Source organism: Enterobacter cloacae complex sp. 394I7 (genome assembly GCF_057320345.1).
The window spans coordinates 213,608-225,676 of sequence record NZ_JBXWCR010000001.1 but is presented as its reverse complement, the minus strand read 5'-3'; the positions used below and the strand labels follow the sequence as shown (position 1 = coordinate 225,676).

Sequence of the window (12,069 nt, the reverse complement as noted above, 5' to 3'; positions counted from 1 at the left end):
CTCCGGACTGCGATGCGGGTCAGACAGCGTTCCTTTTCTATAACTGCGCGTCATGCAAAACATTGCTTCCAAATGCTAAAACGACACGTTACAACGCTGGGTGGCTCGGGATTGCAGGGTGTTCCGGAGACCTGGCGGCAGTATAGGCCGTTCACAAAATCATTACAATTAACCTACATACAGTTTGTCGGGTTTTCTCTGGAACAGTGATCAGGGTCACGATAACAACATCTTTTTAATTTTTAATCATCTGATTTGACAAATGTTAAACAATATTGTTACAAACGTCATCAGAAAAGGCATATAATGCGCAAAAGTTATGAGGTCTCACTTTCACCTGACAAATAGTTATGTAACAGTGTGATGGTATTGACCGAAGTTATCAGGACAGTTATTAGTGATATACAGGTTTGAATAATTCGGACTGCGAAGACACTGATTTGCTGTTGTTTCACTGATTTTTCATGTTTTTACCTGCAAGGCGCCATAGCTCTGTACCCTGGTTTCTCCTCGTGAGCTGAGCGGTAAGCCAAATAACAAACTGGTAACGGTGAGAAATCAGCAGAATGCAAATCCGGTAATTGGCAGTCTTAAGCAATAAGGCGCTAAGGAGACCGTAAATGGCTGATACAAAGGCAACGCTCACCCTAAATGGTGACACTGCTGTTGAACTGGATGTGCTAAAAGGCACGCTCGGTCAGGATGTTATTGATATCCGTACGCTGGGTTCTAAAGGTGTATTCACCTTCGACCCTGGATTTACCTCTACCGCATCTTGCGAATCCAAAATCACCTTCATTGATGGTGACGAAGGTATCCTGCTCCATCGCGGCTTCCCCATCGATCAGTTAGCCACCGAATCCAACTATCTGGAAGTGTGCTACATCCTGCTGAACGGCGAAAAACCGACGCAGGCACAATACGATGAATTCAAAACCACCGTCACCCGTCACACCATGATTCATGAGCAGATTACCCGTCTGTTCCATGCTTTCCGTCGTGATTCTCACCCAATGGCGGTGATGTGCGGTATTACCGGCGCGCTGGCAGCGTTCTACCACGACTCGCTGGACGTGAATAATCCACGTCACCGTGATATCGCGGCGTTCCGCCTGCTGTCCAAAATGCCGACCATGGCAGCGATGTGTTACAAATACTCCATCGGCCAGCCGTTTGTTTATCCACGTAACGACCTCTCCTACGCCGGTAATTTCCTGCGCATGATGTTCTCCACGCCGTGTGAAGAGTACGAAGTGAACCCGGTACTGGAACGTGCGATGGACCGTATTCTGATCCTGCACGCCGACCACGAACAGAACGCCTCCACCTCCACCGTCCGTACCGCAGGCTCCTCAGGCGCGAACCCGTTCGCCTGTATCGCTGCGGGTATCGCCTCCCTGTGGGGACCGGCGCACGGCGGCGCAAACGAAGCGGCACTGAAGATGCTGGAAGAGATCAGCTCCGTTGAGCACATTCCTGAATTCGTGCGTCGCGCGAAAGACAAGAATGACTCCTTCCGTCTGATGGGCTTCGGTCACCGTGTGTACAAAAATTACGACCCACGCGCTACCGTTATGCGTGAAACATGCCACGAAGTGCTGAAAGAGCTGGGTACAAAAGACGACCTGCTGGAAGTGGCGATGGAGCTTGAGCACATTGCGCTGAACGATCCGTACTTCATCGAGAAGAAACTCTACCCGAACGTCGATTTCTACTCTGGCATTATTCTGAAAGCGATGGGCATTCCGTCTTCCATGTTCACCGTGATCTTCGCCATGGCACGTACCGTTGGCTGGATTGCGCACTGGAACGAAATGCACAGCGAAGGCATGAAAATCGCCCGTCCTCGTCAGCTGTATACTGGCTACGAGCAGCGTGATTTTAAGTCTGACATCAAACGCTGATGTTAACGGGGTGTGGCCTGATGTCCTCACCCCATCCCTCTCTTACTCCGAGAGAGTGAAGACATTAAAAACGGTAACCCCCTGGGTTACCGTTTTCATTTTACTTCTGGCAGTGCGGACACCAGTAAAACGGTCTCGACGACAGCGTGGTTTTCGCAATTATCCCGCCGCACCGTTCACACGCCTTCCCTTCACGATGAAACACCTTAAAGCGGAACAATGCCCCATGGTGCCTGTTGTCATCCACCACGCCACGCGTGTTGTACGACAGGCGCGGGATATCCAGCAGTGCGTGGGATAACGCCTCCAGCTGTTCATCACTGAGTTGCGATGCCTTATGCTGCGCCGCCAGGCCCACCTCCCAGAGGATCTCCACCCGCAGGTAATTTCCTAATCCAGCCAGAAACGCCTGATCGAGCAACAGTCCGGAAAACTGTCGGTTACGAAACCGAGGTGACACCAGACGGGCTTTCACCTCACCCGGGGTCAGGCTCATATCCAGCACATCCGGCCCGACGCGCTGCAGGAACGGGTGAGTAAGCAGCTGCTCTGGCGTTAACAGTTCGATATCGGATGCGCTGTAAAGCAGAATCGCGTTGTCTGCCGTCTGTAGCCTGACGCGCAGCACGCGGGTAGTTTGCGGCTGCTCGTTTGCCTTCACCACGCGCCAAACGCCGTACAGCTGATTATGGCTATATAACGTCAGGTTATGGGAGAAATGCGTGAGCAGCGCTTTGCCGCGCGTTTCAATGTGCGTCACCGTCTGCCCCACCAGCTGGGCTTCAAACGGTTTCAGTTGAGGAAAAGCAAACCAGACATCCGTCAGCGGTTTGCCCTTTATCGCCGCCTCGAGGCTATCCGCAGCACGGCGGATCTCCGGGCCTTCAGGCATTTTTCTGTCCTTATCGTTATGTCATGCACTCACGAGAATACCCTGCTCCGCAAAGGCCGCCCGTAAGCGGCGTGCAAACTGCAGCGCATGCTCACCATCGCCGTGTAAACACACCGTATCCGCCTGGACTCTGGCCGTTGAACCATCAATTGCCTTTACCGACCCCTCACATACCATCGCCAGCGTTTGCGCCAGCGCCTGTGATTCATCGGTAATAAGCGCACCGGGCAGTGAACGGGGAACCAGGCTGCCATCCGGCTGGTACCCTCTGTCAGCAAAAACTTCCTGACGGGTGGTTAACCCCAGCCGCTGTCCGGCGCGAATAAGCTCGCTCCCCGCCAGCCCCACCAGGATGAGCTGCGGGTTGCAGTCCCGCACCGCGCGGGCAATGGCATCCGCGAGAGCCGGATCTTTGGCCGCCTGATTGTAGAGCATGCCGTGGGGTTTCACATGGCGCAGCACGCCCTGCTGGGAACGCACAATCGCCTCCAGCGCGCCCGTTTGATAGAGCGTCTGGGCATACACCGTCTCAGGAGGGAGATCCATTGCCGTGCGGCCAAAATTATCCCTGTCAGGAAAACTGGGATGTGCCCCTATCGCCACGCCGTGCTTAATCGCATTACGCACGCTGACCAGCATGGTTTGCGCGTCACCCGCGTGAAACCCGCAGGCAATATTGACCGAAGAGACCAGCGTCATCAGTTCAGCATCGGCACTTCCGCCCTCACCCAGATCGGCGTTTAAATCAATCTTTGCCATCGAGCCTCCATGCCAGTTGTTCCAGATAACGCTGCTGATCCTGGCGTGCCTTCAGCGCTTCCTCCAGCGAACATTGCACAAAATGAATCGGCTGTCCGAGAGGAATCTGCGCCAGATGGTAGCGATCTGCTTCAATGATGCAGGCAATACGCGGGTATCCCCCCGTTGTTTGCGCATCGTTCATCAGCACGATCGGCTGACCGTTACCCGGTACCTGAATGACACCAGGTAATAAACCGTGTGAGAGCAATTCCCGATCTGTCGTACGGGTCAATGGCTGCCCCTGAAGGCGGTATCCCATACGGTTACTTTGCGGGCTGATCTTCCACGGCGAACGCCAGAACGTCTCCTGAGCGACTTCATCGAACTCCTGATATTCCGGCCCCGGTAAGGCACGAATCTGGTTGGTCCATAACAGCTGTTTTACCCCCTGGGCCGTCGAGAAGTGACGCGTTGAGGGGTTAACCGCCAGACGATCGCCGTCACGCAGCAGGCGCCCTTCATGACCGCCAATGCCGGCTTTCTGATCGGTACTGGATGAACCCAGCACCTCTGGCACATCAATCCCTCCTGCGACCGCAAGATAGCTTCGCACGCCGTGCACAGGACGTTTGAGGATCAGACGCTGCCCGGCTTTCGCTCGCAGCCGCCAGCCTGTCCAGACCGCTTTGCCATCCAGCTCGGCGTCACAGGCGGCCCCGGTTAAGGCAAACCAGGTCTCCTCGCCGAATTCAATCACACACTGGCCAAGCGTAATTTCGAGTGCCGCCGTGCTGCCAGGGTTGCCCACCAGCACGTTAGCAATCTCCAGCGCAGGCCTGTCCAGCGCACCACAGTAGCTCACGCCCGACTGGCGCATGCCAAAGCGGCCGGCATCCTGTACGGACGTGTAAAGCCCGGCGCGAATCAGCGTTAACATACCCCCTCCTTCTGCGGGATAAAGCGCAGGGTATCGCCGGGACGAAGGAGTATGGGAACCTCCTGCCCTGGTTCAAATAACGGCCTGGACGTATGCCCGATAAGCTGCCAGCCCCCCGGTGACGTCAGAGGATAAATGCCGGTCTGTTCACCACCGATAGCCACCGTGCCCGCCGGCACGCTCAGGCGGGGTTCGGCGCGACGCGGCGTATGCAATTGCGGTGAGAGCCCCCCCAGATAGGGGAAGCCCGGCTGGAAACCTAAGAACCAGACCACGTAATCAACGCAGGCGTGCAATTCAACCACCTGCTTTTCCGTTAATCCGCAGTGTTCCGCCACTACGCCAAGATCGGGTCCATGCTCGCCGCCATACACCACCGGGATCTCAATTGTCCGGGAATCCGGCTCCAGCGCCTCGCTCTCTTCCCACCAGCGCTGCAAACGTTCAATAGCATCCAGCGCCAGCGTATGCGGATTACGCAGCACCACGGTGATGTTATTCATACCCGGAATCGCTTCAACCACTTCAGGCACATCGGCCAGGCGCTGCGTTAGCCGCCAGATACGCTTTTGCGTGGCAAGGGTCACTGGCGGTTCCAGCTCCAGAACCACTGCCGTTTCCCCCAGAAGATAACAACGCGCTCGCTGCACTCAGATACCTCTCATCAGGCCGGGTTAGGGATATCAATAAACGTGACATCCAGATCGGTATTTTCGGTCAGCCATTCACTGAGGGCGCGAATTCCGCCACGCTCGGTGGCATGGTGACCTGCCGCGTAAAAATGCAGACCTTGTTCACGCGCCGAATGGACGGTCTGCTCGGACACTTCTCCAGTGATGAAGGCGTCGACACCAAAGCGTGCCGCGCTGTCAATAAAGCCCTGACCACCACCAGTACACCAGGCAACCCGCTTCACCGTATCCGGACCGGTGTCACCGCACCAGAGCGGACGGCGTCCCAGACGCGCTTCAATCCATGAGGCCAGCTCCAGGCCGGGCACCGGCATGGCCAGCTCTCCCCAGGGCACCAGCGGCTCAATTTCACCCATGACGGTAATCCCCAACAGCTGCGCGAGCTGTACGTTATTGCCCAGCTCCGGGTGCGCATCCAGCGGCAGATGGTAACCGTACAGGTTGATATCATTTGCCAGCAGCGTTTTCAGGCGGTTTCGCTTCATACCGCGAATGATCGGTGCTTCGTTTTTCCAGAAATAACCGTGATGGACAATAACGGCATCCGCTTCCTGACGGACGGCTTCGTCCAGCAGCGCCTGGCTTGCCGTCACGCCAGTGACAATTTTCTGCACCGTTTCGCGTCCTTCAACCTGGAGGCCGTTCGGGCCGTAATCGCTGAAGGAGGCGCTGTTCAGTTTTTCGTTAATCAGGCTTTCCAGTTCGCTGTTTTTCATCATTACTCTCTTAAGCTTTGCGGGCGGCCTCGTACGCCGCCAGCGTGGCGACACGCGCCTGTTTATGGTCAACAATCGGACGGGGATAATCGAGCTTCACGCCCTGTTTATCCGCCCAAGCCCACGGGTCGTGGATCGCTTTTGCAGGGACATTGCTCAGCGCGGGCAACCAGCGGCGGATAAACTCGCCGTCTGCATCAAATTTTTGTCCCTGCGTGGCAGGATTAAAAATACGGAAATAGGGCGCGGCGTCGGTTCCAGTGGACGCCGCCCACTGCCAGCCGCCGTTATTCGCCGCCAGATCGCCATCGATCAGCTGAGAAATAAAATACCGCTCCCCGACACGCCAGTCGATAAGCAGATCCTTCACCAGGAAGCTGGCGGTAATCATTCGCAGCCGGTTGTGCATCCATCCGGTTTCATTGAGCTGGCGCATCGCGGCATCAACAATCGGGAAGCCCGTTTCGCCTTTCTGCCAGGCCTGTAAGTGGCTCTCGTTGTGTTGCCAGTTTACGTTATCAGTCCAGGGTATAAACGGACGATGCTTACATAAATCAGGGTGATACGTCATCAAATGGCGATAAAACTCGCGCCAGATAAGTTCGTTAAGCCAGACGGAGCCGGGCCCCCCGTCCAATGCCTGCGGTTGTTCCGCCAGAAGACGATGCAGGCACTGGCGCGGAGAGAGCACACCCAGTGCCAGACAGGCCGATAAACGGCTGGTGCCCTCTGTCGCGGGAAAATCCCTGCGCGCGTCGTAATCGCCTGCGCCCGCTTTACAAAACTGGCGCAGCTTCGCGATAGCGTTTTTTTCGGTAGCCGGGAACAGAGTCTCATCAAACGCCTGTTGCGGATAGTCAAACTCCCGCTCGGGTATCTCCGTTATGGCGTCTCCCCTCACGGTAGGTGCAGCCACGCATTCCGGCAGTGCCTCCTTCAGTCTTTTAATGAAGGCATTTTTAAACGGCGTAAAGACTTTATACATCTCGTGGTTGCCGGTCATGACACTGCCCGGCGGCAGCATGACGCTGTCATCAAAACCCTGACACTCAACATCCTGCAGGATTTTCTCCAGCTGACGATCCCGCTGACGTTCATTGAATTCGTACTGATAGTTGTAAAAAAGGTGGGTGACATCGTACTGCTCACAGATTGCCTTCACAGCCTGGCATTGCGCGGAGAAGTCACTGACCTCTTTATAAATGAGCGGGATCCCTTTTTCGGCAAGCGAACACTGCAAGCCATTCAGATGTGAGCTGAGGTAAGCCGCCTGGCGTGGTGCCATAGCATGCTGCTGCCACTGCCCGGGGGTGGCGATAAACACCGCCAGCACGCGGGCTTCCGGGGAGCGGCAGGCAGCCGCAAGGGCGAGATTGTCATGTACGCGCAGGTCCGCGCGAAACCAAACCAGATGGGTGGGCATAAAACTCCTGGCAATTATCCATTATGTCCGTAAGGCCATGCCACTAAAGAGAAAATGCGGCTGGCTTTTATCTACTTTGCCATGAAGTGTAGACGCGATGAAATAAAAAAGGCCGCCCGGGGCGGCCTTAACGCTACGTATCTTGCGCCATCATGGTAAAAGCAATAAACACTGTCGGTTCATCACGTCTTACCACGAGTACGCTGGTGACAATGAACGCAATGCAAAAAGAGCGTTTCATCATGCGGTCCCTGCTGCTAACCGCTCCACCGTTCACCACCGGTGATAAGTCGGTGGACACACGCTCTGACGAGAGCCCAAAAACGGCCCAACGGACCGCGGATCCTGAGGGATAAAAAAAACCGCCACATTGCTGTAGGCGGTTTTTTTTATTGCTGTGTGTCGTCTTCGTATCAGTAAAAATCGCAGGTCGCTTTCTCGGCCTGATCCATCCACACCGGCTTCTCGCTGGTTTTGGCCCAGACGCGGTGCAAATAGCTATAAAAACGTGCGCGGTCTTTCCAGAAGAGCATCACCGGCAGGGCCAGCACGCCAGCCACTACGGCGAAAGTGCGACGCATGAAAACGATATGAGCCGGATACGCTTTATAAAGATCCATATTTTCTCCCCTATAGTTGGCCGGAAACATGCTCCGGAAAATTTGAAATCTGTGATCTGGCTAAAATAATACCGCTTTGTTTGTAATTTTACTACTCATCAGACCAGTTATTTTCATCCATTTAGTGAATATTTACATTTCCGCCGTAAGTAAGTTACAAAAAAGTTAACGATTTACTTACCAATAGTTAAATTGTGCCTTTTCCATTTTTATACTTTTTTTACACCCACCCTGCCGATTTTTGCGAAATCTTTGCGCCATAAATCCTACCGTTAACACAAATACAAATGTCACTCGGAGGTGGATTGTGAGTGCAGGTCTGATTACCGGCATCGTGCTGGTGTTCCTGTTATTGGGTTATCTGGTATACGCCCTGATTAATGCGGAGGCCTTCTGATGGCTGCTCAGGCGTTTTTACTTATAGCCAGCTTTTTACTGGTCTTATTGGTGCTTGCCAGACCGCTGGGAACGGGGCTCGCGCGGCTGATCAACAACGTGTCCTTACCGGGTACGGGAAGTATCGAAAAAGGGATCTGGCGCGTACTGGGAATACGCGATCAGGAGATGAACTGGCGTCAGTATCTGGTCGCTATTCTGCTGCTGAATATTGTTGGGCTGGTCGCGCTCTTTGTTATGCTGATGTTGCAGGGTAGCCTGCCGCTGAATCCGCAACAGTTACCGGGCTTGTCCTGGCATCTTGCGCTGAATACGGCCGTCAGCTTTGTCACCAATACCAACTGGCAATCCTACGCCGGCGAAACCACACTGAGCTACTTCAGCCAGATGGTGGGGTTAACCGTACAAAATTTCCTCTCAGCAGCCAGCGGCATCGCGGTTGTCTTCGCGCTGACGCGTGCGTTTGCACGTCAGAATATGGGTACGCTGGGCAATGCCTGGGTTGATCTCACGCGCATTACTCTGTGGGTCTTACTCCCGATTGCTCTGCTCATCGCGCTGTTCTTTATTCAGCAAGGTACGCTGCAAAACCTGCTGCCTTACGCCCCTTATACCTCGCTTGAAGGGGCAAAACAGCTTCTGCCGATGGGGCCTGTGGCCTCACAGGAAGCCATTAAGATGCTCGGTACGAATGGTGGCGGTTTCTTCAATGCCAACTCATCGCATCCGTTTGAAAACCCAACGGCACTGACCAACGCAGTGCAAATGCTGGCGATCTTCCTGATCCCCGCAGCGCTGTGCTTTGCTTTTGGCGATGTGGTGAACGATCGTCGTCAGGGTCGCACCCTGCTCTGGACCATGTCGCTCATCTTTGTCGTCTGTGTTGCGCTGGTGATGTGGGCCGAATGGCAAGGTAACCCGCATTTCCTGACGCTGGGCGCTGACGGCACCATGAATATGGAAGGGAAAGAGAGCCGCTTTGGCATTCTCGCCAGCAGCCTTTATGCCGTGGTCACGACGGCGGCATCCTGCGGGGCGGTCAATGCTATGCACGACTCCTTCACGGCACTGGGCGGCATGATCCCGATGTGGCTGATGCAGATCGGTGAAGTGGTATTCGGCGGCGTAGGCTCGGGTCTTTACGGCATGCTGCTGTTTGTTCTGCTGGCGGTGTTCATTGCGGGTCTGATGATTGGTCGCACCCCGGAATATCTGGGCAAAAAAATCGATGTCCGTGAGATGAAGTTAACCGCGCTGGCGATTCTGGTCACCCCCGCCCTCGTGCTGGCTGGTACCGCACTGGCACTGATGACGGAGGCCGGACGCAGCGGCATCTTCAACCCTGGCATCCACGGCTTTAGCGAAGTGCTTTATGCCGTCTCTTCTGCTTCTAACAATAACGGTAGTGCCTTCGCAGGCTTAAGCGCTAACTCACCGTTCTGGAACTGTCTGCTGGCGTTCTGCATGTTCGTGGGCCGTTTCGGGGTCATTGTGCCGGTGCTGGCGATTGCCGGGTCGCTGGTGAGCAAAAAAATTCAACCGACCACCAGCGGGACGTTGCCGACCCACGGCGCGCTGTTTATCGGACTGCTGGCCGGTACCGTGCTGCTGGTCGGCGCCCTGACCTTTATCCCCGCCCTCGCGTTAGGCCCGGTCGCGGAATACCTCTCTTTACGCTGATTTTGCGGAGAATTTGTCATGAGTCGTAAACAAATGGCCCTGTTCGAACCGTCGTTAGTTCGACAGGCCCTCATGGATGCGGTGAAAAAGTTGAGCCCGCGCGTGCAGTGGCACAACCCGGTGATGTTTATCGTCTGGATAGGGAGTTTACTCACCACCGCGCTGGCGATTGCCATGGGAACGGGTCATCTGCAGGGGAATGCGATGTTCACCGGCGCTATCAGCCTGTGGCTGTGGTTCACCGTACTGTTTGCCAACTTTGCGGAAGCGCTGGCGGAAGGCCGCAGCAAAGCGCAGGCCAATAGCCTCAAAGGGGTGAAAAAGACCGCTTTTGCGCGCAAATTACGCGAACCGAAATACGGTGCCCAGATGGACCATGTCCCGGCAGATGAACTGCGTAAAGGTGACGTGGTGCTGGTCGAAGCCGGGGACATTATCCCCTGTGACGGTGAAGTCATCGAAGGCGGCGCGTCGGTAGATGAAAGTGCCATCACCGGGGAATCCGCTCCCGTCATACGTGAATCCGGGGGTGATTTCGCCTCCGTAACGGGCGGGACACGCATTCTCTCCGACTGGCTGGTGATCCAGTGTAGCGTCAACCCGGGTGAAACCTTCCTTGACCGTATGATTGCCATGGTGGAAGGCGCGCAGCGTCGTAAAACACCAAACGAAATTGCCCTGACCATCCTGCTGGTGGCGCTGACGATTGTCTTTCTGCTGGCAACCGCCACGTTGTGGCCATTCTCCGCTTACGGCGGTACCGCGGTCACCACCACCGTCCTGGTGGCGCTGCTGGTCTGCCTGATCCCGACCACCATCGGGGGGCTGCTGTCGGCCATCGGCGTGGCCGGTATGAGCCGTATGCTGGGCGCGAACGTCATCGCTACCAGCGGACGTGCGGTCGAAGCCGCAGGGGATGTGGACGTTCTGCTGCTGGATAAAACCGGGACAATTACCCTCGGTAACCGCCAGGCGTCAGAGTTCTTACCTGCCCCCGGCGTGGATGAAAAAACGCTGGCGGATGCGGCGCAACTCTCTTCCCTCGCCGATGAAACGCCGGAAGGCCGCAGTATCGTGATCCTCGCCAAGCAGCGCTTTAACCTGCGCCAGCGCGACGTTCAGAGTCTCCATGCGACTTTCGTTCCCTTCACGGCACAAACCCGAATGAGCGGCATCAACATTCAGGACCGCATGATCCGTAAAGGCTCCGTCGACGCAATTCGTCGCCACATTGAAGCCAACAATGGTCATTTCCCACCAGAAGTGGACAACCTGGTCGAGAGCGTGGCACGTCAGGGCGCGACGCCGCTGGTGGTGGCTGAAGGGGCACATGTGCTGGGAGTGATTTCGCTGAAGGATATCGTAAAAGGCGGGATCAAAGAGCGCTTTGCCCAGCTGCGGAAAATGGGGATCAAAACGGTGATGATCACCGGGGACAACCGTCTGACCGCCGCCGCGATTGCTGCCGAAGCGGGCGTGGATGATTTTCTCTCGGAGGCAACGCCTGAAGCCAAGCTGGCATTAATTCGTCAGTATCAGGCGGAAGGTCGCCTGGTGGCGATGACGGGTGATGGCACCAACGATGCCCCTGCCCTTGCGCAGGCCGACGTGGCGGTGGCCATGAACTCCGGTACCCAGGCGGCGAAAGAGGCGGGCAACATGGTCGACCTCGACTCGAACCCGACCAAGCTGATTGAAGTTGTGCACATTGGTAAGCAGATGCTGATGACGCGCGGTTCACTGACAACGTTCAGTATCGCCAACGACGTCGCAAAATACTTTGCCATCATTCCCGCGGCGTTTGCGGCCACCTATCCGCAGCTTAATGCGCTGAACGTGATGCATCTGCACTCGCCAGCATCAGCCATTCTCAGTGCGGTTATTTTTAACGCCCTGATTATTGTCTTCCTGATCCCGCTGGCGCTCAAAGGGGTGAGCTATAAACCGCTGACCGCGGCCGCCATGCTGCGCCGCAACCTGTGGATTTACGGGCTGGGTGGGCTGATTGTCCCCTTCATCGGTATCAAGGTTATCGACCTGCTGTTGACGCTGTTTGGGCTGGTTTAAA

Annotated in this window: 11 protein-coding genes; 4 read left to right on the top strand and 7 right to left on the bottom strand. The window is 55.6% G+C overall.

Annotated elements, in window-relative coordinates:
• Positions 1-620: 620 nt before the first annotated feature.
• Positions 621-1,904 carry a citrate synthase gene (locus tag AC2FAP_RS01065; protein WP_014169167.1) on the top strand — a complete coding sequence of 428 codons (1,284 nt, stop codon included), beginning with the start codon at positions 621-623 and terminating at the stop codon, positions 1,902-1,904.
• A 100-nt stretch (positions 1,905-2,004) separates the two neighbouring features.
• Here the strand turns inward: AC2FAP_RS01065 and nei are convergent, their stop codons facing one another.
• From nei to AC2FAP_RS01030, 7 genes are all read right to left on the bottom strand, one after another.
• The gene (gene nei, locus AC2FAP_RS01060) at positions 2,005-2,796 is read right to left on the bottom strand and encodes an endonuclease VIII (RefSeq protein ID WP_279260456.1); all 792 of its coding nucleotides are present in this window, start codon (positions 2,794-2,796) and stop codon (positions 2,005-2,007) included.
• 21 nt (positions 2,797-2,817) lie between these two features.
• Positions 2,818-3,555, bottom strand: coding sequence for a 5-oxoprolinase subunit PxpA (gene pxpA / locus AC2FAP_RS01055; RefSeq protein ID WP_020884969.1), 738 nt, complete (start codon positions 3,553-3,555; stop codon positions 2,818-2,820).
• Positions 3,542-4,474 (bottom strand): 5-oxoprolinase subunit PxpC, encoded by a 933-nt coding sequence (gene pxpC, locus AC2FAP_RS01050; RefSeq protein WP_449541404.1) that lies wholly within the window; start codon positions 4,472-4,474, stop codon positions 3,542-3,544. Before pxpC ends, pxpA begins: the two co-directional genes overlap by 14 nt.
• Positions 4,468-5,124, bottom strand: coding sequence for a 5-oxoprolinase subunit PxpB (gene pxpB, locus AC2FAP_RS01045; RefSeq protein ID WP_014169163.1), 657 nt, complete (start codon positions 5,122-5,124; stop codon positions 4,468-4,470). The genes pxpC and pxpB overlap by 7 nt, the downstream gene beginning before the upstream one ends.
• Before the next feature lie 14 nt (positions 5,125-5,138).
• Positions 5,139-5,882, bottom strand: a complete 744-nt coding sequence (locus tag AC2FAP_RS01040) for a type 2 GTP cyclohydrolase I (protein ID WP_086532787.1) — start codon at positions 5,880-5,882, stop codon at positions 5,139-5,141.
• 10 nt (positions 5,883-5,892) lie between these two features.
• Positions 5,893-7,305 carry a deoxyribodipyrimidine photo-lyase gene (phrB, locus tag AC2FAP_RS01035; RefSeq protein ID WP_153852937.1) on the bottom strand — a complete coding sequence of 471 codons (1,413 nt, stop codon included), beginning with the start codon at positions 7,303-7,305 and terminating at the stop codon, positions 5,893-5,895.
• A gap of 413 nt (positions 7,306-7,718) precedes the next feature.
• Positions 7,719-7,925 carry a YbfA family protein gene (locus tag AC2FAP_RS01030; protein WP_014883027.1) on the bottom strand — a complete coding sequence of 69 codons (207 nt, stop codon included), beginning with the start codon at positions 7,923-7,925 and terminating at the stop codon, positions 7,719-7,721.
• Between the two features lie 307 nt (positions 7,926-8,232).
• On the opposite strand from AC2FAP_RS01030, the gene kdpF reads away from it, so the two are divergent.
• The 3 genes from kdpF to kdpB are packed head-to-tail and all read left to right on the top strand — an operon-like array spanning position 8,233 to position 12,068.
• Positions 8,233-8,322 (top strand): K(+)-transporting ATPase subunit F, encoded by a 90-nt coding sequence (gene kdpF / locus AC2FAP_RS01025; RefSeq protein ID WP_015386886.1) that lies wholly within the window; start codon positions 8,233-8,235, stop codon positions 8,320-8,322.
• Positions 8,322-10,001: a potassium-transporting ATPase subunit KdpA gene (kdpA, locus tag AC2FAP_RS01020; RefSeq protein WP_020884973.1), complete on the top strand. Its 1,680-nt coding sequence runs from the start codon at positions 8,322-8,324 to the stop codon at positions 9,999-10,001. Before kdpF ends, kdpA begins: the two co-directional genes overlap by 1 nt.
• Before the next feature lie 18 nt (positions 10,002-10,019).
• Entirely contained in the window at positions 10,020-12,068 is a 2,049-nt protein-coding gene (kdpB, locus tag AC2FAP_RS01015) for a potassium-transporting ATPase subunit KdpB (RefSeq protein ID WP_014169157.1), read from the top strand.
• Position 12,069 lies beyond the last annotated feature (1 nt).

Bases quoted from the DNA above. Each gene is read 5' to 3' on its own strand.
- AC2FAP_RS01065 (WP_014169167.1), top strand. From the start codon at position 621: ATGGCTGATACAAAGGCAACGCTCACCCTAAATGGTGACACTGCTGTT.
- nei (WP_279260456.1), bottom strand. From the start codon at position 2,796: ATGCCTGAAGGCCCGGAGATCCGCCGTGCTGCGGATAGCCTCGAGGCG.
- pxpA (WP_020884969.1), bottom strand. From the start codon at position 3,555: ATGGCAAAGATTGATTTAAACGCCGATCTGGGTGAGGGCGGAAGTGCC.
- pxpC (WP_449541404.1), bottom strand. From the start codon at position 4,474: ATGTTAACGCTGATTCGCGCCGGGCTTTACACGTCCGTACAGGATGCC.
- AC2FAP_RS01040 (WP_086532787.1), bottom strand. From the start codon at position 5,882: ATGAAAAACAGCGAACTGGAAAGCCTGATTAACGAAAAACTGAACAGC.
- phrB (WP_153852937.1), bottom strand. From the start codon at position 7,305: ATGCCCACCCATCTGGTTTGGTTTCGCGCGGACCTGCGCGTACATGAC.
- AC2FAP_RS01030 (WP_014883027.1), bottom strand. From the start codon at position 7,925: ATGGATCTTTATAAAGCGTATCCGGCTCATATCGTTTTCATGCGTCGC.
- kdpA (WP_020884973.1), top strand. From the start codon at position 8,322: ATGGCTGCTCAGGCGTTTTTACTTATAGCCAGCTTTTTACTGGTCTTA.
- kdpB (WP_014169157.1), top strand. From the start codon at position 10,020: ATGAGTCGTAAACAAATGGCCCTGTTCGAACCGTCGTTAGTTCGACAG.